The organism is Peptoniphilus duerdenii ATCC BAA-1640 (assembly GCF_000146345.1).
Lineage (GTDB): Bacteria > Bacillota > Clostridia > Tissierellales > Peptoniphilaceae > Peptoniphilus_B > Peptoniphilus_B duerdenii.
In genome coordinates, this window is the sequence record NZ_GL397071.1 from 287,430 (window position 1) to 312,799 (window position 25,370).

The window sequence follows — 25,370 nt, forward strand, 5'->3', positions numbered from 1 at the left end:
TCCCCCCTCCCACCTCGCATTGGGGAGGTTTTGGTAGTGATTTTCTTATTCGGCTAAAATTTTCCAAACTCGCTTCGCTCAGACAGTGGAAAATTTCTTAACGCCGAAAGCAAAAATCACCTGTGGTGGTATAGGTTTTATCTGTATTAGGATTGTGAGTAAGAATTAAATGGGTGTACATATAAATTTTTGTTGTTTTACGCCTTCGGCTGAGGTGAAAGAATTTAGTACATAAGTTGATGGAAGCTGGTAGCTTCCGCTACAAAGAAAAATCGTAATCTATGTTTTCATACGGCTGCGCATGATTTTTATTTTTCTAAAATTTTGCTAATTAAAACGCATTTTACATAAATAAAAAGCTCAAAAGGAGATTCCGTCTGGAAGAAACTCGTAAAATTCAAGCCTAAGGAGACCGGCTGCAAATCGCACTGTTTGAGCGAAGCGAGTTGCGAATTTGCAGGTCGACGTGGCTTAGAATTTTTGAGTTTCTGTAATCGGAATCGACTTTGAGCTTTTATTTTTGATGCTATCTGGATAGCATGAGGTTTTTATTTTTGATGCTCTACGTTCTACACCTAACTTGATAAGCGTTGTGAGTCTTAGTAGGTGTGCCGGAATTAGCCCAAGATGCGTAGCCGATTGGCAGAAACAGTTGCTATAGCATTTAAAAATAACCAAAATAAAAAGCAGTATTTCTACTGCTCTTTCAAAAACTTTTCTATATTCAAAAGCAATTTTCTATTGTCTTCTCTTCCTAAAATACAAAATCTAAAGTATTCTTCTCCAAGATTTTTAAAACTTGCGAGGTTTCTTACCACTTGCTTTTGTGGAATCAAGTAGTCATAGAGTTCCGCTGCGGTTTTACCTCCTAGGAGTTTACACATTATGAAGTTTCCTTTGGATTTATAAACTTTTAGTCCTTCTAAGCCTTTTAGAAATTTCAATGCATATTCTCTTTCTTCTTCAACAAATTTATATACTTCGTCTTGATATTTGTTGTCAGAGAACATCTTTTCCCCAGCGATAGTTGCGACGATGTTTACTCCCCAGATCAAACTGTCCTTGAAAAAATATTCTTTGCATTTCTCATCAGATGTGGTGGCGTATCCCAGCCTTATCCCCGGTGATGCAAAGAATTTGGACGTTGAGCGGGCAACGATTACCTTGTCGTACTTCTTTGTAAGTTCTATTTGGGAATATACTTTCTTGTCCGCAAATTCCACATAGGTTTCGTCTACAAACACTTTGCACTTCGTCTGCTTTAGAATCTCTTCTACTTCTGCGACTGTAAGTATGGTTCCCGTCGGATTGTTTGGGTTTGCAAAGATAAATAGCTCCACGTCGTTTTTATTTATTTTATCTATCAAACTTTCTATTTTGATTTCAAAATTATTTTCTTCTTCCAAATCATAGTAGAAAATTTCTGAGCCTATCTTTCTAAGTTCATTTTCATATTCTGAGTAGCATGGACTTAAAAGTATCGCCCTCTTCGGATTTGCATATCTTATATAATTTGCAATTATTTCAGATGTCCCGGATCCAATTAGAATATCTTCCTCGCAGGCACCGGTGTATTTTGCGATGGATGCTTTTAGACTTCTGTATTCTGGATCTGGATAGGTGGATAGGTCATCAATCCTTCTTATTACTTCGTCTTTGGCTGATTTTGGCATGCCGAACGGATTTATATTCGACGAAAAATCGACGATTTCCTCTTCTTTGAATCCGTACTTCTTAGATATTTCAAATAAATTTACTCCATGAGAATCATGTTTCATATTATCATTCCTTTTATTTTGTAATATACTATTATTATAGTAATAAATTAGAAGTTAAACAATGGAGGCGCTATGAAAAATTTTTTAAACGATTATAATGACAAAGGTCATCCACAAGTATACGAATTTTTGGCAAAGCTTGACGAAGATAAGATGATCGGTTACGGTCAAGACGATTATTCCCTTTCTGTTCAAGAAAAGATTAAGAAAGAAATCGGTCGTGACGATGTGGTGGTTGAATTCCTTCCAGGAGGAACTATTGCAAATATCGTCGCTGCAACCCACACCCTTATGAGTTATGAAGCCATCGTCTGTGCAACTACCGGACATATTTCCATCCACGAAACTGGATCTATGGAAGCGACTGGTCACAAGGTTGTAACCATAGACACTCCCGACGGCAAGCTTACAGAAAATCTTCTTCGCGACAAGCTCGCCCTCTTCGGTGCGGAAAATGATGTAATTCCAAAGGTTGTATATATTTCTAACACCACAGAAGCTGGTACTGTTTACTCCATTGACGAAATCAAAGCTCTCTACGAAGTCTGCCTTGAATTTGGAACTTATCTATTCGTCGACGGAGCAAGACTTGCTGTTGCAATGGCAAGAGAAGGATTTACCCTTAAGGAACTTTCTGAAAGCTGCGACATCTTCACCATCGGCGGCACCAAAAACGGTGCAATGTTTGGCGAAGCCCTAGTAGTTGTAGAAGATGATCTAAAGGAAAGACTTAGAAATCATATGAAACAAAAGGGTTCCATCATGGCGAAGGGATTTATCCTATCTGCACAATTTGACGCATTATTTGAAAATGGTCTCTACTACGAACTTGGTAAAAATGCCTACGAAAAAGCGATGAAGCTAAAGGATGGACTTTTAAAATTGGGAGTGGTATTTGCATTTCCACCAGAATCCAACCAACTTTTCATAAGCTTAACAAAGGATCAAATAGAAAAAGTAGAAGAGTTTGCGTTAATCGGTCTTGAAAACTTAGGCACCGACGTTTACAACGTAAGACTCTGCACATCTTACAGAACCACCGACGAAGAAGTGGAAGGTTTCTTAGAAAAATTAAAGGAAATTCTGTAATGAAATATTATGGAAAAGTGTTCAGGCCTCCTAGTGAGGCTCGTTCTTTAATTGTGCAAGCAACGGTTGGATGCAGTTACAATAAGTGCGACTTTTGCTCCATGTACAAGGACGATACCTTCCATCTTAGAGATTTGGAAGAGCTTAAGGTGGAAGTGAAAGAATACTTGGAAGAGAGACCATTTTACAAGAGAGTCTTCATCGCCGACGGAGATGCTCTATGCCTTTCAAACGACAAACTCGTAGACCTCTGCGATTTTTTCGCAAAGAATATGGAAAATTTGGAGAGAATCACATCATATGCAACGGCGAAGGATATCTTAAGAAAAACCGACGAAGAGTTAAGAGAACTTAGAGAGCATGGAATTGAAATGGTCTACGTGGGATACGAAAGTGGCTCCGACGAAATCTTAAAAGATGTAAACAAGAACTCCACCGCAGAAGAATATATCTTGGCAACGAAGAAGGCAAAAGCTGCAGGAATTAAGGTGTCTGCCACCATCATCGCAGGTCTTGGCGGAATGGATAAGATGGAGCTAAACGCAGTTGAAACCGCAAAAGTTGTAACGGAAGCGAAGCCAGATTATATTTCCTACCTGACCTTGGATCTATTTCCAGACACACCTCTCTACGAAAGATATAAATCCGGAGAATTTAAAAGACTAAGCCCACTGGATATCCTTCAAGAGATCAAAATATTTTTAGAACATGTGGATTCAGAAGGCACAGTCTTTAGATCCAACCACGCAAGTAACTACATCTCCCTCGCAGGAAATCTAAACGAAGATAAGGAGCGAATGATCGAAGAGATCGACGAAGCATTGAGAGAAGAAAATTATAAACCAGAATATTTAAGAGGGTTTTAAAAGATAAATCGAAAAAAACTCGGAACTTTCCGGGTTTTATTTTTCTGAAAATTTACAAATTCAAACGCCATTCATTGTAAACAGTTGGTTTGTAGACGAGTTTACGCGAGATTTACAATTATTTTACATATTGCAAAATGTAGTATTTTAAAATGAAAGTGGAATAAAATATTGGAGGTTCATATGGAAAGTCTAATAGAAGTAAATGGACTTGTTAAAAAATATAAGGAGTTAACTGCAGTAGATAATCTAGACTTAGACGTTAAATCCGGAGAAATACTTGGCCTACTCGGTCCAAATGGAAGTGGCAAATCCACCACCATAAACTGCATCCTCTCACTATTAAAAAAGGACGCCGGCAGCGTGAAAATCTTCGGCAAGGAGATGTCTCCAGATGCCTATGATATCAAAAGAAGGATTGGCGTCGTATTTCAAGACGTGGCTGTCTATGACGAGTTAAGCGTCTATGAAAATATCGACTACTTCTGCGGTCTATACATAAAGGACAAGAAAGAAAGAAAAAAACTCGTCAAGAGGGCACTGGATCTAGTAAGTCTAAATGACTTCGTAAAGTTCAAACCGAAGAAGCTCTCTGGAGGTCTACTAAGAAGGCTAAACATCGCCTGTGGAATCGCCCACAGACCAGAGATAATAATCTTAGATGAGCCAACCGTTGCGGTGGATCCTCAATCTCGAAACAATATACTTGAAGGGATAAAAAAATTAAACAAGGAAGGCTCCACCATCATCTACACATCACATTACATGGACGAGGTCGACTTTTTATGTAACGATATAGTCATAATTGATAAGGGCAAGGTCATCGCCAAAGGCACATCAGAAGAGTTAAAAAACAGTATAGAAATGAATGAAAAGATAAGCTTCACCTCTTCCAATCTAAGTGAAGAAGTAAAAGAGAAGGTTAAATCTCTAGAACATATTCTAAGCTTTGAAGAGAGAGACGGCTCAGTTAAACTCACATTTTCCCATGGAGATGGATATCTTATGAAACTAATTAAACTTCTCGATGAAAATAATATCAAGTATAGCTCCCTTAACGTTGAAAAACCTAGCTTAAACGATGTGTTCTTGGAACTTACTGGCAAAGATTTGAGGGATTAGTATGTTTATTCATTCTTTTAAAAATACTTTTAAGGTGCTTTTAAGGCAGAGACCCCTGCTATTTTGGTCACTGATCTTTCCAATCATCATGGGACTGTTTTTTAAGCTTGCCTTTGGAAATATTACAGAAAATATGAAGTTTAAGACAGTGGATGTGGCAGTAAACACAAATCTAATGGAAGATGCAAACTTCAAAAGCTTTATGGATGAAATGGAAAAAGAAAAATACTTCAAGGTCAGAACCGCAAGCAGCGAAGATATCTTGGATGAAGATAAAGATGTAAAAGTCTATATCAAATCCACGGACAAAATCTATACAAAAAAATCTGGAATTTCAGAAACGATCGTTGAGACTATCATGAATGCATATTCTCAAAAATCTTCTATGATAAGTAAAGTGATGATGAAAAATCCAAGGACAGACATAAGTAAAATATTGGGAGTTGAAAACCATATAAAAGATGTGTCTAGGAAAAATATGGATCAAGTCAACACATTTTTCTACACCCTTCTAGGCATGACAACCATCTATGGCTATATGTGGGGGCTCTTCGTAAGTTTTCAGTACGAGGCAAACCTATCTACAAACGGCAAGAGAAACGCAGTCGCCCCTACCAAGAAGAGCGTCATGCTGTCCGCATCGATTCTGGTAAGTTGGATAATAAATTTTGCAATCACACTTATATTTGTAGCCTACTTAAAGTATGCCCTAGGAGTTGGGTTTGGAAACCGCTCTTTGGAAATCATAGAACTTGCAGCCCTCGGCTCACTTTGTGGAGTCTCATTCGGTATCTTAATCGGAGTTTCAAATAAGGCAAGCCTCGACACCAAAGTCGGAATGGGAATTGCAATCACCATGCTCATGTCATTCTTAGCAGGAATGATGATTTCAGATATGAAGATAATAATCGCTGAACATGCACCTATTGTAAATAAAATAAATCCAGTTGCAGTTATAACAGATGCAGTATACTCCCTATACTACTATGATTCCACTGCAAGGTTTGGTAATGACATGGTAAATCTCTTGGTGTTAACTGTAGTGTTTATGGGTGCATCACTGGTATTTATGAGAGGCAAAGAATATGAAAGTCTTTAAAAATTATTTCAAAATAACCTGGGCGCATAAGACATCCATAATTTTATATACGATAATATTTATAGTTTTGATGAGCTTCTTTACCAAGACTACGAATGAATCCTCTTATAAATCTGTGGACGTAAACATATATTTGGAAGATAATGCAGACACACAGCTTTCTCGCGCACTCACTGCTTACCTGGATAAGAACACTACCATCGTGAAGATGAATAAAGACTTGGTAGAGGACAAACTCTTCTACAATTTTATAAGTGCTGCAATAGAAATTCCAAAAGACTTCGATTCCAATAGAGAAGTACTTTATAAATCAGCTCCAGACGATAGCTATGCTACAAATGTGGAAAATAAAATAAATATATATCTAAGCCAAGTTGGTGCATATGAAAAAGCAGGGTTCACAGAAGATGAAGCTATAAAAAATACCGATGACGACTTGGATAAAAAAGTAGAGGTCAATATAAAATCCGGCGGCGCAGGCGTTAAAAAGGACACAAGTCGCTACTATTTCAACTTTTTAAACTACGTGCTTCTTTCTCAAATCATACTTATAGTCTCAACCATAGTAAAAGTCTATAAAGCAAAACCTATCCTCATGAGAAATATTGTATCTCCACTTCCAAAAACTAGGATCAACCTCGAGATGATGTTTGGTCATATAGTGGTTGGACTTGCTGCATGGATTCTTTACATGGCACTCTTCGTCATTATGTATCGCTACGACTTCAGTAAAACTCACATAAACCTCATGATGCTAAACTCATTTGTCTTTACAATTTCAGTGGTGTCTATGGCGGTTATGATTGCAAGTGTAATTAAAGATTTCAATGCCATACAAGGTGTGATGAACGTTGTTGCCCTTGGATCATCCTTCCTATGTGGAGCGTTTGTTCCACAAGAAATTTTAGGGAAGACTGCCCTCACCATAGGCAAAATATTCCCAAGCTACTACTTTATAAAAAATAATGAAATCCTTGCAGAAGATCCAAGCCTATCCACAATCATTCCAAATATGATGATAGTGCTAGGATTTGCAGCAGCGTTTATAATTGTGTCCGCATTTGCAAAACTAAAGGCAAATGACAATATAAATTAAAAAATAACACCTTCATAAAAGAAAAATTTGATTATTAATATATTTATTATGCGTCCATTATATCGGACGCATTTTTTATAAAATAACAAAATTTAAAAAAGCAATAAAAAAGACAAGAAATATTTTGTTCCTTGCCTTATTCTAACTTCTATCTATCCTTGGTAGGTGCATATCAAATGTGATTGCCATAAGTCTTACCATAAACACAACCATAAACGCAAGCATCTTCGCCAAGTTTAGATTGACTACTCCTATTAAACTTATATAGACCATCGCCCCCAAGAAGCTCGCAACCGCATAGATTTGTTCTCTAAATATTGCGGGGATTTCGCTTGCAAATACATCTCTTAGCGCTCCTCCGCCTACTCCTGTCAAAACTCCTACGAATAGAAGCAGGAATTTATATTCGAAGCCCATGTTTAATGCGGTGGTGATCCCCGTTACGGTAAATGCACCAAGTCCCAATGCGTCAAATAGCATCATCACAAGAGTGATCCTTCTCATCCACTTGGATTCGATGATATCAAACCTTATATAAAAAATCATAAAGAGAAGTACTGAGGACACTATTGCATAGATTGCCATACGAGAATCGCGAAACATGACTGGAGGAGTGTTGCCGAGGATCAAATCTCTTACGAGTCCTCCTCCCAGTGCAGTTACCACTCCTAGTGCCATTACTCCGAAGAGGTCCATGCCCCTTTTGATTCCAACCATGGCTCCTGAAAATGCAAATGAAATAGTCCCAAGTATTTCAAAAATCATATCCAGTACGTTGTAATCTAATTTCATTTTTTCTCTCTATTTATTTTTAAAAAAATCTTTTAAATCTAGTACTGTATCTACGATGTAGTCTGCACCATAGTGTTCAAGTTCGTCTCTCTTTCCATATCCGTAGAGAACTCCTACCGATTTAACACCTGCGCCTTTAGCTCCTACGATATCCGAGAATCTATCGCCAACCATGTAGATTTCTTCGTCTTCATCGCAATCTATTTGAGATAGTGCATCTCTTATTATTAGTTCTTTGTTGTGCTCTCCGTCCACCGCTCCGGCGATATAGTGAAAATACTTTGAATATCCTAGCCTGTCCAAGATGTCTCTCGCCCTTTTCTGAGGTTTTGATGTGGCAACCAAGAGTTTGTGGTCTTTTATTTCAATAAACACATCTTCTATATTTTTATAGGCAACTAGTTCATACTGACCCTTTTCGTCGTAGTACTTTCTAAAATCTTCTATTGCTTCTATTATTTCTTCATCCGAGTCAAAGACAGCCTTTAAGCTATCTCTAAGGGGTGGACCTATAAACTGATTGTAGTCCAAAGAGTCTGCGTCCTTTACTCCGTATTTTTTAAAAGTTTCCTTGAGACCGGAGCTAATTCCAAGGTACGAATCTATAATCGTTCCGTCTAAATCAAATAATACTACCATTTTCCTCCTATAAATTCTTCGTGAAATTTTCTAATATATCGATATAAGTTTTAAACATAAGCTCTGCCATGGAGACTTGATAATCAAAGATAATCTTTGCCAAATTCTTTTCTTCCGTCTTTGGAAGCATAGGTCTTTCAACCTTTTGTGGAAGTTTAGATGTCATGCTTATTGCAATATCTGTCACTTCCTCTTCTGGAGGATGAACTTCTATTATAAGTTCCGCCATGTTTTCCTGAGGTTTTATAATCTTCTTCTTCGAACGGGGCTTTCTCTCCTCTTCTTTTAAAACCAAGTAGGAATATTGTTTTGGCACCACAGTTCCAGCGACCTTGGTAAGACCTAGAGATTTTTCGTAAAAATCTTCTACATTTATCTTTCTAAAGATATGTCCGCCGAGGCTTTTCTTAACTTCCATTGGCATATCATTTCTATCTAGCATTTTAAAATCAAATAAAATATCAAATCCGCCGTCAAACTTAGCATCTTCTCTAGCTATTCCTATGGCAAGGCTACCTTCTGCAACCAGGTACAGAAGATCGCCTTTTTTAATTTTATTTAGCCCATTTAAAAAGTTCTTTATATCTTTTGAATTTACAAACTCTTGTGAAACTATTTCACTATAATCTTTGAAATTTTTATAATCTCTACTTAACTTAAAATTAAATGCAATTTTTCTTTCTTTCAAATAGCGGTTAAAATCATCTCTATCCACAATAAGTCTATAAACATCCATTATTTTCTATGCTCCTTCAAAAGTCTGTCCTTGATATCCCATAGATCTTGTGAAAGGTCGACGATGTATTCGTGAGGATTTTCAAGTCTCTTCACTTCGTCCCAAAGGCTAGCTAGTTCTTTCTGAGCGTAGTCTTTTATTTCTTCCAAAGTAGGCATATCGTAAACAAGTTTTCCTTTTTCAAATACTTTTACCATTAGATTCTTGGCTACAAAATTTGTAAATTTCTTTCTCTTCCAAGTGTAGATTGGGTGGAAGATTTCTAGTTCGTCCATCTTTTCTAGCTTTTCTGAATTTAAACATACTACGTCAGCTTCAGCCTTCATAGTGCTCTTGTCGTAGATTCTATATAGAGATTTAAAACCTGGAGTGGTGATCTTCGCAACATTTTCAGAAATCTTAATAGTTGGCACGATCTCTCCATCTTCTTCATAGGCAACGAGTTTGTAAACTCCACCGAACACTGGACTTGATTTTGATGTGATAAGTCTTTCTCCAACACCAAATGAATCGAGTTTTGCCCCTTGGGTCAAGATAGATTCGATGGTCCATTCGTCAAGGGAGTTAGAAGCCATTATAATCGCATCTGAAAAACCAGCTTCATCAAGCATAACCCTAGCTTTTTTAGAAAGATATGCAATATCTCCAGAGTCGATTCTGATTCCCTTTGGTCTGATTCCCTTTGGTACAAGTTCTTCGTTCCAAACTCTAATAGCATTTGGAATACCTTCCTTCAAAGTGTCGTAGGTATCTACAAGTAGAAGACAATTGTTTGGATATACCTGTGCATAAGTTTTAAAAGCTTCGTATTCGGAGCCGAAAAGTTGTACCCAGGAGTGAGCCATAGTACCTAGAGCAGGCACTCCGTATAATTTTTCTGCAAGAGTGTTTGCGGTTCCAGCACAACCTCCAATGTAGGAAGCCCTCGCACCGAGGTTTGCACCAGTGTAGCCTTGGGCACGTCTAGATCCAAATTCCACAACAGGTCTACCCTTAGCAGCAGTTACGATTCTGTTTGCCTTTGTAGCCACCATTGATTGGTGATTAATGGTTAAAAGAATCATAGTTTCAAGCATTTGAGCCTGCATAATCGGACCTTTAACAATGATAATAGGTTCTTGAGGAAATATAACGGTACCTTCCCTAAGCGCCCAAACGTCACATTCAAATTTAAAATTTCTCAAATATTCTAAAAAATCTTCGTGGAAGATTTTCTTTGTACGCAAGAAATCTATATCTTCATCAGAAAAATGAAGATTTTCTATATAGTCTATGACCTGTTCAAGACCTGCAGTAATTGAGTAGGATGCATTGTCTGGCACAGTTCTGTAAAACATGTCAAAATATACAATTTTTTCTCCCATGCCCGCTTCGAAATATCCATTTGCCATAGCAAATTCATAGAAGTCGCAAAGGAGAGTTAAGTTTTCTTCCTTTAAATTTCTCATAATTTCCCCCTATTAGTTAATATAATTATACTCCATAAGTAGCGGTATTTCTAATAAATATAGAAATTTACAAAAATACAACTATAGACTAAAAATAAAATTAAATTTTACAAAAACTTTTGCAATTTTTAATAATAGCTGAAATAATAGAAGCGGAGGTATCTATGAAAAATATACTAATAACAGGAGGCTCACGAGGAATCGGAGCAGCCATTGCAAAGGCTCTTTCAATTAAAGATTACAGAGTCATAATAAATTACAATAAAAGTAAAGACGAAGCACAAGAAGTTTTAAATTACATAAAAGAAAGAACCGTCGGCTACATGGTGAAGGCGGACATATCAAAACCAGAAGAAGTTGACGCAATGTTTTCAGAAATAGAATGTATGGTAGGTCCTGTGGATATACTTATAAATAACGCAGGCATCGCCATGTATGGACTTTTCCAAGACGCGAGTGTAGAAGAGATAGAAAATCTATTTAAAATAAATGTTGGAGGACTTATAAATGTTACAAGAAGAGCCCTTCCAGGTATGATTTCAATGAAGGCGGGCAAGATTTTAAATTTAAGCTCCATATGGGGCATAGTCGGCGCATCAAACGAAAGCCACTACGCAGCAACCAAGGCAGCAATCATCTCCTACACAAAGAGTTTAGCAAACGAGCTCTCATATAGCGGGATAAGTGTAAACTGCATCGCTCCCGGTGCGATTTTAACACAAATGTGCGAAGATCTCGGCGCGTGTACATTGGAAGAAGTCCGCCACGAAATTCCATTTGGAAGACTTGGAACAGTAGAAGAGGTGGCAAACCTAGTTAAATTTCTCGTAAGCGACGAGAATAGTTACATGACAGGACAGGTAATCTCCCAAAACGGCGGGATGATTGTGTATTAAGTTTGTATTTTTGAATAATGTTTTTAAATCTCCATATATCAGTGTGGGGATTTTTGTTTTTTGGATAGAAATAAATGTATTAAGAAAAATTTTTCTACATACATAACTTTTTCAGTTTCAGTCACCCTGAGCGAAGATGGCGAAGCCATCGTAGTCGAACGGGTATAACCCTGGTGAAGTCTATTCTTGCACTTGGACATCCTGAGCGAAAGAGCCATCAGGCTCTGAAGCCGAAGGATCTGACCTATATTTAACCTAAACTATGCAATTAATTTTTTTCAAAATCTCCCAACTACAGTCACCCTGAGCGAACGAAGTGAGTCGAACGGGTATAGCTTCCGATAATTAATCCTTTGCAAATGAAATAATCTCAAAATTTATAACATATGTAAATAAATATCTTACGTTTAACCTAATCCCATTTTTTCTCCTTCAAATTTTCTTTTACGAGGGAGAGGGAGGCACCGAAAAACCTACGGTTTTGCGAACGAGACTCGCAGTTTCCTCCCTTCTCCCTCGAGCTCCCTCTGCCCACCTCGCATTATCAGGGAAGTGATTTTCACATTTCGGCTAAAATTTGGGAACTCGCTACGCTCAAACACCCAAATTTTTTAACGCCTCATGGAAAATCACGTAAGTTGTATAGGTTGGTCGTAGCTAAGTTTAAAAATTATATTTACTGGAATTGAAATTGTATTAAATCCGTATATGGACTTTTAATTTTGCATAAGTAGAAATAAAATTTGGCAAATCCTGCAAAAATTAAGAATAATATTTATAACCGTATTGGAAGCAAAGTGCTTCCGCTATAAAGATACATCTTTATAAGTTTTCTTTAGAAATAATTTCATAGCCTTCTTACGATTTACCTTATATAATCCTTGTTTCTAATTTGTATTTCTATAAAATAAAAGGCTCAAAAGGAGATTCCGTCTGGAAGAAACTCGTAAAATTCAAGCCTAAGGAGAACGACCATAAATCGCACTGTTTGAGCGTAGCGAGTTGCGATTTATAGTTCGACGTGGCTTAGAATTTTTGAGTTTCTGTAATCGGAATCGAATTTGAGCTTTTATTTTAATATGATTTATTTGTCTAGACTAGACCCTCGGAGGTTATACCCATTCGACTCCAGAGCCTTCGGCTCTTTCGCTCAGGGTGACTGTAGTTGGGAAGTTAGTCTCGTGAATAGTCCCAACGGAAGACAGTCACCCTGAGCGGAGACGGTGGAGTTTTAACGGAACTGTCGTAGTCGAATGGGTATAGCCATTGCGGGGTTATGTATCGATGACTGTAGTTTGGAATTTTTATAAAAAATTAATTGCATAGACTAGGTTAAATATAGGTCAGATCCTTCGAAGCCCTAGCCGAAATCTTCGATAAAAAATCAGATGCCTAAACATCTGATTTTATTTTTATCTTTATATTTTTTCTATTATTATATCGCTGCCATCTTTAAATTCTATTCTCCAGGATGGGATGGCTCTTCCTCTTAGTGCTTTGGTGATATCGTCCAAATACCCCTGTTCTTCTGGGTCGAAGTAGTAGCACGGTTCTATTTTAACTATGGTTTTTTTATTTAAATTCTGTTTGTCCAGTAGTGTTAGTAACGCTTTTGATGCTGATCCTGTGCTTAGTTTCTTGCCAGATTGTTCGAGCACGTTTAGCCATAGTCTATCCATCTTCTGGATTCCATTCTTATTTAGGGTAAAGTTGGTGTAGGATGTTTCCAAAAGTTTTTGGTCGTAGGATTTTCTGTACTCTATGTCATAGGTTCCGTCGTCGTTTTTTTCGGATCTTACGAGGATTAAGTCATCGCTTTTAAATTCATGCTTCAATAAAAAATCCTTGGTTACATCTATGGCATTCTCTATGTTTTGTACATTGTATCCATTCGGTTTTTGATCTTCGTAGATGATTCTTCTTCTGTTTATAAGGATTAGGGTCTTGTCCCTTCCCCTTATGATTCCATTTTCTCCTTGTGGATCTTCCACTTCTGCTATTCCGCCAAAGAATAATTTGTTTAAGTCTTTGATTTCGCTGGTTTCAAATTCAACGCTCAATGTATTCATGTTGTAGTTTTGTCTTGGTACTTTCGCTTCTACTTCTATGTTTTTCTTTTTTAGAAGCTCCACAGTCTTTTCGATAAATGGCTTCTGGTTCGTCTCATCCATGTAGGCTACCTCTTTTTTATAGATAAATCCAAAGAGAATGATGTTTGTGATTATAAGAGATATTACGATGATTTTTTTTGCTAGTTTTAAATCCATCAGATCACTCCTTTTACCACATTTTTATCCAGGTCGATGTAGTAATTCTTGTCGTTGTAGTGAATCTTCATTCCTAGGATGAGTTCTTCTTCGTCTTCATCATCCATGTAGACTAGACTTACTCCCTTTATATTTTCCACCACCTGTTGCACTGTTTCTGCTCCAAACTTATCTAAATTTTCTCCAATTATATATTCGAAATGTCTTAGACGATGTGGATATTTTACTAAATCTTCGTTAGAGTCTGCTCTTCTGTATCTTTCCTTGTAGCTTCTCACCATATTCTCTTCGTTTTCGATTTCGATGTATGGATTGCTATCTTTAAGCGGCACTACCTGGATGCCATCTTCTCTCTTTTCAAATAGTATCTTGGTCTTATTTTTTTCATCGTACATGGTTCTTAGGTAATGACCTTCTGTACGACCGGTCTTGTCAACTATGAAGTTTAAACTGTTTATTAGCTTTTGAGATTTTTCTATTTCTTCTTGTTTTCTTGAGTTTAAGTCTTCGAATACAAGATGACCGTCGTTTAATATTTTAAAGATTAGCGATTCATAGACGTAGATATCTTTTTCTTCGTCTCTGATTTCTTTTATAAAGTCTATATCTTTTGAGATAAATCTCTGTGCCAGCATTATTCTATCCTGCGCTGACAGATCTAGAACTCTGTTTGTGTATTTAAATTTTCTTGCGTAGATGTAGTCTCCCACTGGGATAAATATATTTTTTTGCACATGGTATAGTTCGTAGATGGTCTTCGCTTCTATTAGATCCTTCGTTCCTTTTGATTTAAGAATATTTGAAACTACTACCTCTGATGGATTTTTGAGTTTAAAATGTTTCTCTCCTCCTGAGAGGACTATTGCTCTATCGGAAAGATATATTTCATTTACCTTTATATTTAGTCCTTCCGTCTTTTCTGAAAGTCCCATAGCTTTTACAAAGTCTTGGTCCTCGATGTAGACTGCCATGGTTAGAACTATGGAGTCTTCTTCTTGTAATTTTAAATATTCTTCGCCAGTTATCTCTTCGTAGTTTTCAAGCGTCGTGGTTGTGAATATTTTTGAAATATCTGGCAAAAGTTTCTTAAATATATCGTCTGTTTTGTATTCGAGGTAATGTTTCTTGTCCTTGTTATATACTACAACTCTTGGACTTAACACCTTGCGAACGAGATCTTCTGATTTAAATTCTTCTTTTACTTGAACCTTTTCTGATTTGTCGTCATATTCACTCCAAAGGTAGTAGGTCTGAAAGATTGCAGCTGCCGCAAGAACTACTATGAGTAAATTTCCTAAGAATCTTTTCATGCTACACCTGGGAATCTAAGTGTCATCTTGGTTCCCACTCCTATTTCTGATTCGATGCTGATTCTACCGCCCATGGATTCCAATATTTCTTTTGCAATGGATAGACCTAGTCCTGTGCCACCCATTTCACGAGATCTCGACTTCTCAACTCTGTAGAATCTTTCAAAAATTTTGTTTAAATCTTCTCTTTGGATTCCAATTCCATTGTCTTCAACGATTATTTCGACACTTGCTCCTTCTGATTTAGCGGTGACTTTGATCTCGCCACCCTTTCTCGTGTATTTAAGAGCGTTTGAAAATATATTTCTAAATACTTGATCTGCGCCGTGTCTATCCACATACATGGAATTTATATCCATAGGTACGTCCAAGGTGACCTTGTGATGTTTTTCTTTTATGAGCATGTCTAGAGAATTTATATTTGTAGACAAAAAGTCGTAGGTGTCCACCGCTTCATAGTTCCACTTGGTTTCTTTGTAGTCCATGTTTGAAAGTTGTAGCAGATCTGTAACAAGCCTTGCCATCCTGTTGTTTTCTCTATCTATTACTCTTAGAAAGTTACGAATGGAATCCAAGTCCATATCCACATCCAGCATGGTTTCTGTGTAAGAGCCTATGGTTGTGATTGGAGTTTTAAGCTCGTGGCTGACATTTGCTACAAATTCTCTTCTCATGACATCGAGCCTGTGTTCTTCGTTGATATCTTGGAGCACAACGATTACTCCTAGAACCCTACCTTCGCTTTTGTATGGAGCGTACTTAACTTTGTAAAAGACGTCCTTAATCTGTGCATTTACTTCCCCAGATAGTGTGCTCACATCTTTAAAGTCTATGTCCTTTATATTTACCATGGAAAAATCTACCACCGATCCAACGTGATTTTTGGAAAGGGAAAGAATCTTCCTAGCTATTGGATTTGCGTGGACGAGCCTTCTATTTCTATCGATTGCCACCACGCCTTCTGCCATATAGTCAAATATTGTGTTAAGTTTACTTCTTTCAAGTTCCAATCTGTCGAATGTATTTCCCAAATCCCTATTAAGTCCGTTAAACATTTTGGAAAGTTTGCCGATTTCGTCGTTTCCCTTTACTTCTATCTCTTGGTCGAAGTTTCCTTCACTCATCTTCTTTGCAGATGCGGTCAGTTCTTTAATCGGATTGGTTACAGAACTTGCCATGAAGTATGCCATTACAGATGTAATTGCAAGGGCAACAGCCACCGCAGAGATAAAGATGGACCTTGCGTATCCAAGGACTGAATAGACTGAAGATAGGTTCGCCACCATGTAAAGAGATCCTAGCACTTCGGAATTTTTCCCGATGATAGGAGTTGCATAGTGCAATGTGTTGGATGAACGATTCACGTCTTCCACCAGCAGGTCCTTCTTCTCACCTTGGAAGGATCCAAGAAGTAGAGACGGATCTAAAAGCGGATAGTTAAGTGCGTTCACACGGTCCAGCTCCTTTGTATCCACCACAGATGATGTGGCGATGATCTTTGGCGAATCTCCTCCTGTCACTACAAAGGCACTTACATAGGATGGAAATGACCACACATCCATCAGTTTGTCTATTTCTTTTTTATCTATCGTATCTTTTGAAAATATATCTGACCCTGCCCCGATGAATGAATCGCTGGATTTTATCATCTCGTCCTTTATATTGTCAATCTGTTCAAATTCCAACCTGTTTAATATAAATGTACCGACTATTGAAAGTACGATTAAAACTAGGACGAAGTAGAGTCCAATCAATCGAAATTTTATACTTTTAAACATTATCCACCAAAATAATATCCGACACCACGGACGGTTACTATGTAGCGATAGTCTTTGTCCTTGTCTTCGATCTTTTCACGAAGCCTTCTCACAGTCACGTCTACGGTACGAATGTCTCCGAAATATTCATATCCCCACACAGAAGATAGAAGTTCTTCCCTTGAAAAAACTTTGCCTTCGTTCTGTGCCAAGAATTTTAAAAGTTCAAACTCACGAAGGGTAAGTTCTATGGTCTTGCCACGCTTCTTCACCATGTAGCGTTTTAAATCTATTTCAAGGTCGCCCCTCTCAATAGTTTCTTCTACTTCCACAGATTTCACTTCAACTTCTCTTCTTCTTAGGTTTGCCTTGACCCTTGCGATAAGCTCTCTCATAGAGAAAGGTTTCACTACATAGTCGTCCGCTCCCAGTTCAAGTCCTAGGACTCTATCCACTTCGTCATCTTTTGCAGTGAGCATGATGACAGGAATGTAGGAGAATTTTCTAAGCTCTCTTAGAGTTTCAAATCCATCTAATTTAGGCATCATCACATCTAGTATTAAAAGGTCGTATTCATTATCTTTTAATATTTCTAGACATTCTTCTCCGTTGGAGCAGGTGTCTGCCTCGTATCCTTCTCTCTTTAAATTAAATTTTATGATGTCCGCTATTGCAGTTTCATCGTCGCATACTAATACTCTGTTCACGAAATCACTCCCATCTCAAATCTTTTCCATAGAACTTAATCGGTACAAATTTTTCAAAGACTCTTGAAAATACTCTGTCCGAATAGGTCGCTGCCAACTCTTCTGGATCCAGGTTCGTTGAAAATAGACATTTCTTCCCTGATAAAAGTCTCAAATTTATAATGTTAAACAGTTCTGCCGCCACAAGTTTGCTGCTAAATTCGCTTCCCAAGTCGTCGATTATAAGTAGGTCGCAGCTAAGTAGGGCTTTGAATTTGTTTTCGTCGAAGTTTATATCTCTTCTAAATCTTCTCTCTTCCAAAAAGTCGAAGAGTTCCCAAGAGGTTTGGTACACCACGCTGTGTCCCGAATCTAGAATTTCTCTTGCTATGCAGTTAAGTAGGAATGTCTTGCCCTGTCCCGTCGCTCCGTAGAATAATAAATTCGAAAAATTTCTGTCCTCAAAATTTTTTATAAATCCCCAACATAGATCTAAAATTAGGTTCATGTTCTGTCTTGGACTTGGAAGTCCTTCCAAGTACACTTCGTCGGAGAATTTTTCTATATTAAATGTTTCAAAATTTTCTTTTTCCAAACTATATTTTAGGTTTGAACTTTCGTAGAGGCTTGAGATTATCTTTTTCTCAAAACAGCTGCATCTCTTTCCATCTGGCAATACTCCAGTGTCCTTGCAAGCCTTGCAACTATAGATTGGGTCTAAAAAATCCGTCGGAATATTGTGCGCCGCGAGAAGTTCTCTCTTAAAATCAGAAAGTTCTTCGATTCTCTTTTTGTAACTTTCTACTTCCTGTCCTTCTATGGACATAAGCGCCGCCTTTATACCCAATGACTTTATTTCAGAGTCCACATCTTTAATCTGAGGTATGCTCTCGTAGAGAAACTTCTTTCTATTTTCCAGTTCCCTCTCGTTTTCTTCCCTGAGATCTTCGAAGTATTCTCCTATCTTTCTATACACGTCCATATTATCACCTGTTTATCTTCTTCATCGCATCCATCATCTTCTGTCTAGCAATCTTTTCCAGTTCTTCCTTAGAATATTTAGAAGTTTGATGGTTGGTGCTGGTGAAGTTCTTCTTTATATTTACCTTTGGAGGTTTCTTTTCGCTTCTTACCTCTTCAACGGTCTTAAATCCTTTTTTACGCCAATTATCTATGACTCCATTTACATAGGCAACGGAAGGGGATTTTACATTTACCACCTTCGACGTTGCTTCCATGATCATTTCGTCGCTGAAGTCATCGTACCAAGAATTGATCATTTCGAAATCATACTTGTTGAATTCCTTTTTAGAAAGTCCAATTGCTTTCATAATCTTATTGTATCTAAAGTATTTTTCTTCGTGGGTTCTATTGTATTCGTCCAGATCTTCCAAGGTCCTTATATTTTTATCCGCCCAGTTAAGCACGATCTTCTCAACATATTTAATCGCATAGACGCCACGGATTTCCGATGCAAAATAGAATGCTTCTTCTATCATAAATAGCGGCATATTGTAGATGGAGGTCCAGTTGTAGATATTCATCTTTTCCGAAGACGAAATAGATTTTCTAAGGTAGAACTCAATATTTGCAAAGAATTCTGCCACCCTAGAATTATCAAGTAGGTCGCTGACATCATTTTGCACAGGCACCACATTCCAAATATTGTCTATATATAGTTCCTTTAAATTTACATAGCTGTAAATATTTTCTTCCCCTTCAGTTTCAACTTCTACGATTTGAAGGTCGCTCCAATATTTATAGGCTCTCTTGATGTCCGACTCTGTCATGCCTAAGATATCCGCCAAATTTTTCTCCCTTATGGAGTCGCCCTTGTTTTCTTGAAGGAGTTTAAGTCCCATTAGGTACACTTTTACAAATGCACCGTCGGCGGAAGGCATAAAATCATTTATAAATATATTTTCGATTATCGTGTAACCGAGGTCTTTTTCTGTTTTTTTATATTTAATCATAGCACCACTTTTTTCATTAAATAGTATCTGTGGAAATTTATTCCCAGTATATTTATTTTATCTTTTTTTTCGACAAATTGTAGTATTCCTCTCGGCAAAAATGTATACCAGGTGAGGACCCTTTTAAATCCCAAACTTTTGTAGAGGTTTAAGGCACGAATATTGTCCGTATGTACCCTTAGATAAAAATTTTTTATCCCAAGTTTTCTATAGTAATCGATCATGGTCTCCATAGCATCTCTGCCATAACCCATACCTGTGTAGTCCGCTCCAATTGAAATACCAAATGTTGCAGATTTGAAACGAGTGTTCACATTTTTAAGGGAGATAAATCCAATTCTATCCTGCCCCACATTTATCGTGTAGTAGTAGGTGTGCCTTAGAGAAATCTTCTCTTTGTACCAACGCTCTACATCTCTTCTCGTCATCTGTTTGAAATTGTAGTAGCGAAGCCTTTTATCTTCGTGTTCCTTATGATTTCTAAAACTCATTGCATCGTCAAGAGTAATAGCACTCATGTATACATTCTTTCCTTTAATCATACTACCCCCTTATATTATAACAGAAAAATCATTGTAACTTTTACAGAAGAGTAATTCATTGTATAATAAAATAGAGGTGTATAATGGATTTTTTAAAAACTAAATTTGAAGGTCGCCAGGTTGCAAGGATGTTTCTCGACGGAATAATCGTAGGAATCTTCGCAGGGCTTATTTCAGTTCTATATAGATTTATCCTCGCGTCTTTAGAAAAATATAGATATATTTTCTTCGACGGTTCAACCAGGGCGATTCTTGCAATATTAATCGTATTTCCAATATTTGCAATTATAATTACAAAACTTTTGAAATGGGCACCCCTTAGCGGCGGTTCCGGAATCCCACAGATAAGAGGAGAAGTCATCGGTCGTTTCGACATGGATGAAAATAAAACCATAGTCTCCAAACTAGTGGGAGGATCCCTGGGAGCATTTGCAGGACTGAGCCTAGGAAGAGAAGGTCCAAGCATCCAGCTCGGCGGTTCCATCGGAAAAGTCATGGGCAAGATTTTAAAAAGAGACGAAGTTGAGATGAGTTTCATGGTTACAGCGGGAGCATCAGCAGGACTTGCAGCAGCATTTAACGCACCAATCTCCGGCACACTTTTCGCACTTGAAGAAGTGCACAAATCTTTTTCAAGATTTATCCTCGTGCCATGTATCATCGCATCAGTAATAGCAAACTATGTTTCCTACACAATTATGGGATTTGAACCATCCCTATCATTTAGATTTGTACACTACCTCCCACTCAATAAAATATATATCGGTATAATCATCGGGATATTTTCTGGAATCGTAGGAGTTATATTTAATAAAGGACTAGTTGGCTCACAAAAGCTATATAAAAAACTTGATTCACTCTTTGTAAGGATCTTAATCGCACTAGGTATCTCTGCAATCTTGGGCTACACAATAAAAGAAGTCCTAGGCGGAGGTCATGGAGTGTTGGAAGAAATTGCAAAATCAAGACTACCACTTATGTTTTTAGTACAAATTTTGGTATTTAAACTAATATTCACATGGACCAGCTACGGCTCCGGCGCCCAAGGTGGAATATTTTTACCAGTCCTAGTCATAGGCGGAGTAACAGGAGCAATCGTCTACTATATTTTTAAAGGACAAGTGCCGGAAGAATTCTATGTAAACTTTGTAATCCTCGGCATGTGCGGAGTGCTCACATCAGTAGTAAGAGCACCAATAATGAGTATACTCCTAGTAAGCGAAATGACTGGATCCTTTGCCCACTTAATATTCTTGACCACAGCAGCGATGGTATCATTCCTCGTAGCAGAGCTAATGGAAAATCCTCCAATTTACGAATCTCTATACGAAGGAATCGTAAAATCACAAGGAGACGAAATAACAGAAGATAACAGTAGCTATAAAATGTATGAGTACAATGTAGAAGAAAACGGAAAATTAAAAGACAAACTCATAAAAGATATCTCCTTCCCAGTTAATCTAATGATTGTGGAAATTGATAGAGGAACAGAAAAAATCGTACCAAAGGGTGATACAAAACTCATGTCTGGAGATAAACTCCTAATCATCGCACCAAAAGGCGACTTTTACAAAGTGGACGAATACTTTAAAGATTGACTTTGTAAATCTTTACCTATAAGATTAGACTGTAAAAAGGATTTGTAGAAAATCCTGTTAAGAAAAGTAATCGGAGGGGAAAATGGATAAATGTATTTATTGCGGCAGTGAATATGCCTACCACGACGGAATGACATACAACTGCCCAGAATGCGGAAAAGAATGGACAGAACACACAATCGAATCGATGAAACTATACGATTCAGCAGGAAATGAAATACAAAAAGGCGACGACGTAATCACCATAAGAGATCTAAAACTTGGAAAAGACACATTAAAAAGAGGTATTAGATATCCTGATTAACTATAGAAATAATATTTATTTAGAAAGGAGGAAATAAAGTGAGTCAAGAAAATAAGATAAATCAATCTTGCTGAGTTTCAATACAAAAAACCATTGGTACAATGGAAGAAATAAAAAATTGCCCCAAATGTCACGAAATAGGAGAAAAGGTTAAGAATATAACTGTAAAGCATATGGTATCAGAAAACCTTATGGGAAAGGTTGTAGATGAAGAAACTTACTATTTATGTATGAATGAAGATTGTGATGTCGTGTATTATAACTTAAACAATGAAAGAGTTTTTTATAAGGAAGAGGTAAAAGTTCCTATATGGTTTAAAAAGAATGCAAATCCCAAATATATATGCTATTGCAACCATGTTACAGAGCAACAAATTATAAACGCTGTTTTATATGATGGTGCAAAGAATATTAAAGATATTATTAGACTTACAGGGGCAATGAAAAATGGAAAGTGCGAAATTAACAATCCTTTGGGTAAATGCTGTAGTCCTTTTATTCAAGAAACCATCAATAAAGCATTAAATAGCAAAAAATAGTTTGCGACAAATAATTTATAAAGTACGTCATAACAGTAATAAAATTAAAAATAATAAAAAACTATATAATTAAAATTTTAGCGGTTCAGATGTAAAAGTCTGGGTCGCTTTTTTGTTTTCCCCGGAAAGGAGGTCACCTATATGGTAAATGATGAAGTTAATAATAAGACTATAAATATTGAGATAAAAGTGGCTCAGTATTCAGCAAAGGCTATTTTAAAAGCTATGAAAAAGATTATAGAAGATGCCGATTAAATAACAGAAGATAATAGCATCTACAAAATGTATGAGCACAATGTAGAAGAAAACGGAAAATTAAAAGACAAACTCATAAAAGATATCTCCTTCCCAGTTAATCTAATGATTGTAGAAATTGATAGAGGAACAGAAAAAATCGTACCTAAGGGCGATACAAAACTCATGTCTGGAGATAAACTTTTAGTCATCGCACCGAAAGGCGATTTTTACAAAGTTGTTGAATACTTTAAAGATTGACTTTGTAAATCTTTACCTATAAGATTAGACCGTAAAAAGGATTTGTAGAAAATCCTGTTAAGAAAATAATCGGAGGGGAAAATGGATAAATGTATTTATTGCGGCAGCGAATATGCCTACCACGACGGAATGACATATAACTGCCCAGAATGTGGAAAAGAATGGACAGAACACACAATTGAATCGATGAAACTATACGATTCAGCAGGAAATGAAATACAAGAAGGCGACGACGTAATCACAATAAGAGATCTAAAACTTGGAAAAGACACATTAAAAAGAGGAAGTCGCGCAAAGAAAATAAAGATACTAGATGAACTCCACGACGGCCACGATATCCTAGGAAGGATCGACGGCGTAGGAGAAGTATATTTAAAATCATCGGTAGTAAAAGTATTAAAATAATAGGTTATGCCTATTATTTTTTTATTTTTTCAACTACACCCACCCAGTCATCCCGAGCGAAGTCGAGGGATCTCGAATATGGTGAGGTCAGTTGAAAGAAATGGTTGTGTGTAGTTTATACTCGTTCGAATTCTAGTTCCACTCTGTTTTACCGATGTTGAACGGTTTAATTGGGAAACATAAACAACTAAGGATATACCAATAAATACTAAAGCAAGAAAAAGTAAAAAATAGGCTAAAGTGATTTATTAGCCTATTTGTGATATAATATACATTAATAAATTAAACAGATAAGGGGTAATAATATGGCAATTTTTTTATAAACCATTATGCCACTTATTAGTAGAAAGAGAAATGAACAAGGAAGACTAAAAAAGTTCTGCACACGTAACAAGTAACATAGTTTCAAGAATGAGCAAAAACTCTTATGTGAACTTAGAGTCATTAGAAAAGAGAAAAGGTTAACTCAACAAGAATTAGCCTATGAGTTAAGTGTAACAAGACAATATATTAGTCTTTTGGAACGTGGAGAGGCTCAAGCCGCAATTTCAATAGCAATGGAAATTGCAAACAAACTAAATACATGTGTTTATACACTATTTGGCTTTAATAGGTTTGAGTGTGAGCAGTGCCATGAAGGCGTAGGAGGAAATTAAATGAAGAATATAAAAAAATTTTCAATAGTACTTTTGCTTTTTACATTAGTTTTTAGTCTGAATGTAGTAATGGCTGCGAAAAAAAGTAACAATGAAAAATGTTTTTCAAGTAAGACTTTTTTAGTAGAATCTAGAGATACGAAAGGATCTACGCATTTTAAAATCCGCTTGTTAAAAGGAAGTGTAGCTATTTTTGGTAGAGAGAAATGGAAAAAAGGTGATACCGTAGTCATTAAGTTAAAGTCTTTTAAAGGAAATGATTTAGAAGTAGGTATTTTGCCTGCCGAAGACATTAAAGCTGGCTGGGGCTATAATGATTATGGTGCTCCTATAAAAAAGAGTGTAGAAAACCCAGAAGATGATGTAAAATTTACTATTCCAAATGATGGAGAATATGGAATTTACGTTAAAGATATGAAATCAAATGCTTTTTCTTTTCTAGAATTATTTAGGGGAAAAGAAATAGTATCTACAAAGTCGGAAGGGAAAAAATCAGAAAAAGATCATGGTCATGAATTAAATAAACATAATTGTATTGAATTTGAGTTAGAAGTAAATAAAAAATTTATAAATCCTTTAACTGAAACAGAAGGATTGGAGTAAAATTATTCATGATGTTTATAATAATATCTGTAATAATAGGAATTGTAATAAATCTTATTTTTCCATATTATGTAAATGGTGGTTTGATGCATACAGGAGTTGGAACTTGTATTACTATTGGGTTAATATCCATTAAAATCTTAAATGAAATTAAAGAATTAAGTAAAAAGTTAGATAAGTAATAGAACTTATAAATTTATTTAAGAGCATCTATCAAAAAGGTAGGTGCTTTTTTTCATGTCTAAATTTAAAAAGGAAGATAAAATAATGCTGCATTTGTAGCATTATTTTTTTGTCTTAATTAGGTTAAATATAGGTCAGATCCTTCGAAGCCCTAGCCGAAATCTCTGATTTCGCAGCAGGCCTCGTGCAAAGAGTTCCAAAGAAGACAAACGAAGTGCAGTCTGATTTGTAGAACTCGACTGCCTCTCAGGATGACAATACATAAGAACAGACCTTTAGAAAATTTTTTAATCAACATAGCTTATCTTATTAGAGCCTTCGGCTGTGGAAGCAAGATGCTTCCGCTACAAAGACAAATCAGATGTTTTACTTCCCCACGGCTTCGCCTGATTTTAATTTTCTCTGTGCAAAATTAAAAGTTTCTCTACAGATTTAACACCACTTAAATACCAGTAAATATAATTTTTAAACTATGCTACGACCAGCCTATG

General features: G+C 36.7%; 25 protein-coding genes. 13 read left to right on the top strand and 12 right to left on the bottom strand.

Annotation, left to right across the window (positions count from 1 at the left end; all coding sequences use genetic code 11):
• Window positions 1–695 precede the first annotated feature (695 nt).
• Entirely contained in the window at window positions 696–1,778 is a 1,083-nt protein-coding gene (locus HMPREF9225_RS01265; protein WP_008901105.1) for a pyridoxal phosphate-dependent aminotransferase, read from the bottom strand.
• A 72-nt stretch (window positions 1,779–1,850) separates the two neighbouring features.
• On the opposite strand from HMPREF9225_RS01265, the gene HMPREF9225_RS01270 reads away from it, so the two are divergent.
• The 5 genes from HMPREF9225_RS01270 to HMPREF9225_RS01290 all read left to right on the top strand — a co-directional run bounded on the left by HMPREF9225_RS01270 (window position 1,851) and on the right by HMPREF9225_RS01290 (window position 7,050).
• Window positions 1,851–2,867 (top strand): threonine aldolase family protein, encoded by a 1,017-nt coding sequence (locus HMPREF9225_RS01270; protein WP_008901106.1) that lies wholly within the window; start codon window positions 1,851–1,853, stop codon window positions 2,865–2,867.
• A complete protein-coding gene (locus HMPREF9225_RS01275) occupies window positions 2,867–3,733 on the top strand; it encodes a radical SAM protein (RefSeq protein WP_008901107.1) in 867 nt (288 codons plus the stop codon). The genes HMPREF9225_RS01270 and HMPREF9225_RS01275 overlap by 1 nt, the downstream gene beginning before the upstream one ends.
• Window positions 3,734–3,916: 183 nt before the next feature.
• On the top strand, window positions 3,917–4,855 hold the full coding sequence (locus tag HMPREF9225_RS01280; RefSeq protein ID WP_008901108.1) for an ABC transporter ATP-binding protein: 939 nt from the start codon (window positions 3,917–3,919) through the stop codon (window positions 4,853–4,855).
• Between the two features lies 1 nt (window position 4,856).
• Window positions 4,857–5,954 (top strand): ABC transporter permease, encoded by a 1,098-nt coding sequence (locus HMPREF9225_RS01285; protein ID WP_008901109.1) that lies wholly within the window; start codon window positions 4,857–4,859, stop codon window positions 5,952–5,954.
• Entirely contained in the window at window positions 5,941–7,050 is a 1,110-nt protein-coding gene (locus HMPREF9225_RS01290; RefSeq protein ID WP_008901110.1) for an ABC transporter permease, read from the top strand. Before HMPREF9225_RS01285 ends, HMPREF9225_RS01290 begins: the two co-directional genes overlap by 14 nt.
• Before the next feature lie 141 nt (window positions 7,051–7,191).
• Here the strand turns inward: HMPREF9225_RS01290 and HMPREF9225_RS01295 are convergent, their stop codons facing one another.
• From HMPREF9225_RS01295 to HMPREF9225_RS01310, 4 genes are read right to left on the bottom strand one after another with little or no spacing between them, the layout of a single operon-like run.
• A complete protein-coding gene (locus HMPREF9225_RS01295; RefSeq protein WP_008901111.1) occupies window positions 7,192–7,842 on the bottom strand; it encodes a trimeric intracellular cation channel family protein in 651 nt (216 codons plus the stop codon).
• A 9-nt stretch (window positions 7,843–7,851) separates the two neighbouring features.
• Window positions 7,852–8,481, bottom strand: coding sequence for an HAD-IA family hydrolase (locus tag HMPREF9225_RS01300; protein ID WP_008901112.1), 630 nt, complete (start codon window positions 8,479–8,481; stop codon window positions 7,852–7,854).
• Window positions 8,482–8,488: 7 nt separating this feature from the next.
• Entirely contained in the window at window positions 8,489–9,217 is a 729-nt protein-coding gene (locus tag HMPREF9225_RS01305) for a hypothetical protein (protein WP_008901113.1), read from the bottom strand.
• On the bottom strand, window positions 9,217–10,665 hold the full coding sequence (locus HMPREF9225_RS01310) for a nicotinate phosphoribosyltransferase (RefSeq protein ID WP_008901114.1): 1,449 nt from the start codon (window positions 10,663–10,665) through the stop codon (window positions 9,217–9,219). Before HMPREF9225_RS01310 ends, HMPREF9225_RS01305 begins: the two co-directional genes overlap by 1 nt.
• A 164-nt stretch (window positions 10,666–10,829) precedes the next feature.
• On the opposite strand from HMPREF9225_RS01310, the gene ymfI reads away from it, so the two are divergent.
• Window positions 10,830–11,561: an elongation factor P 5-aminopentanone reductase gene (gene ymfI, locus HMPREF9225_RS01315; RefSeq protein WP_040551256.1), complete on the top strand. Its 732-nt coding sequence runs from the start codon at window positions 10,830–10,832 to the stop codon at window positions 11,559–11,561.
• 1,418 nt (window positions 11,562–12,979) lie between these two features.
• Here the strand turns inward: ymfI and yycI are convergent.
• From yycI to HMPREF9225_RS09720, 7 genes are read right to left on the bottom strand one after another with little or no spacing between them, the layout of a single operon-like run.
• Window positions 12,980–13,828: a two-component system regulatory protein YycI gene (yycI, locus tag HMPREF9225_RS01320; protein WP_008901116.1), complete on the bottom strand. Its 849-nt coding sequence runs from the start codon at window positions 13,826–13,828 to the stop codon at window positions 12,980–12,982.
• Window positions 13,828–15,138, bottom strand: coding sequence for a hypothetical protein (locus HMPREF9225_RS01325; protein ID WP_008901117.1), 1,311 nt, complete (start codon window positions 15,136–15,138; stop codon window positions 13,828–13,830). Before HMPREF9225_RS01325 ends, yycI begins: the two co-directional genes overlap by 1 nt.
• Window positions 15,135–16,916, bottom strand: a complete 1,782-nt coding sequence (locus HMPREF9225_RS01330; RefSeq protein ID WP_008901118.1) for a HAMP domain-containing sensor histidine kinase — start codon at window positions 16,914–16,916, stop codon at window positions 15,135–15,137. The genes HMPREF9225_RS01325 and HMPREF9225_RS01330 overlap by 4 nt, the downstream gene beginning before the upstream one ends.
• Complete coding sequence (locus tag HMPREF9225_RS01335) at window positions 16,916–17,602, bottom strand: response regulator (RefSeq protein ID WP_008901119.1); 687 nt, start codon at window positions 17,600–17,602, stop codon at window positions 16,916–16,918. The genes HMPREF9225_RS01330 and HMPREF9225_RS01335 overlap by 1 nt, the downstream gene beginning before the upstream one ends.
• 4 nt (window positions 17,603–17,606) lie before the next feature.
• A complete protein-coding gene (locus HMPREF9225_RS01340) occupies window positions 17,607–18,563 on the bottom strand; it encodes an ATP-binding protein (RefSeq protein WP_008901120.1) in 957 nt (318 codons plus the stop codon).
• A 4-nt stretch (window positions 18,564–18,567) separates the two neighbouring features.
• Window positions 18,568–19,554 (bottom strand): DnaD domain protein, encoded by a 987-nt coding sequence (locus HMPREF9225_RS01345; RefSeq protein ID WP_008901121.1) that lies wholly within the window; start codon window positions 19,552–19,554, stop codon window positions 18,568–18,570.
• Window positions 19,551–20,096: a GNAT family N-acetyltransferase gene (locus tag HMPREF9225_RS09720; protein WP_008901122.1), complete on the bottom strand. Its 546-nt coding sequence runs from the start codon at window positions 20,094–20,096 to the stop codon at window positions 19,551–19,553. Before HMPREF9225_RS09720 ends, HMPREF9225_RS01345 begins: the two co-directional genes overlap by 4 nt.
• Window positions 20,097–20,179: 83 nt before the next feature.
• Here HMPREF9225_RS09720 and HMPREF9225_RS01355 point away from each other — a divergent pair, with 83 nt between their 5' ends.
• From HMPREF9225_RS01355 to HMPREF9225_RS01380, 7 genes are all read left to right on the top strand, one after another.
• Window positions 20,180–21,694, top strand: coding sequence for a ClC family H(+)/Cl(-) exchange transporter (locus HMPREF9225_RS01355; protein WP_008901123.1), 1,515 nt, complete (start codon window positions 20,180–20,182; stop codon window positions 21,692–21,694).
• An 82-nt stretch (window positions 21,695–21,776) separates the two neighbouring features.
• A complete protein-coding gene (locus HMPREF9225_RS01360; RefSeq protein WP_008901124.1) occupies window positions 21,777–21,998 on the top strand; it encodes a PhnA domain-containing protein in 222 nt (73 codons plus the stop codon).
• Between the two features lie 56 nt (window positions 21,999–22,054).
• Window positions 22,055–22,537, top strand: a complete 483-nt coding sequence (locus HMPREF9225_RS01365; RefSeq protein WP_281032280.1) for a Csac_0668 family 2Fe-2S cluster-binding (seleno)protein — start codon at window positions 22,055–22,057, stop codon at window positions 22,535–22,537.
• Between the two features lie 282 nt (window positions 22,538–22,819).
• Complete coding sequence (locus HMPREF9225_RS01370) at window positions 22,820–23,032, top strand: TrkA C-terminal domain-containing protein (protein ID WP_008901126.1); 213 nt, start codon at window positions 22,820–22,822, stop codon at window positions 23,030–23,032.
• An 81-nt stretch (window positions 23,033–23,113) separates the two neighbouring features.
• On the top strand, window positions 23,114–23,437 hold the full coding sequence (locus HMPREF9225_RS01375; protein WP_008901127.1) for an alkylphosphonate utilization protein: 324 nt from the start codon (window positions 23,114–23,116) through the stop codon (window positions 23,435–23,437).
• Window positions 23,438–23,880: 443 nt separating this feature from the next.
• Window positions 23,881–24,093, top strand: coding sequence for a helix-turn-helix transcriptional regulator (locus HMPREF9225_RS10605; protein WP_083772985.1), 213 nt, complete (start codon window positions 23,881–23,883; stop codon window positions 24,091–24,093).
• On the top strand, window positions 24,094–24,696 hold the full coding sequence (locus tag HMPREF9225_RS01380) for a hypothetical protein (protein ID WP_008901129.1): 603 nt from the start codon (window positions 24,094–24,096) through the stop codon (window positions 24,694–24,696). It abuts the gene before it with no gap.
• Window positions 24,697–25,370 lie beyond the last annotated feature (674 nt).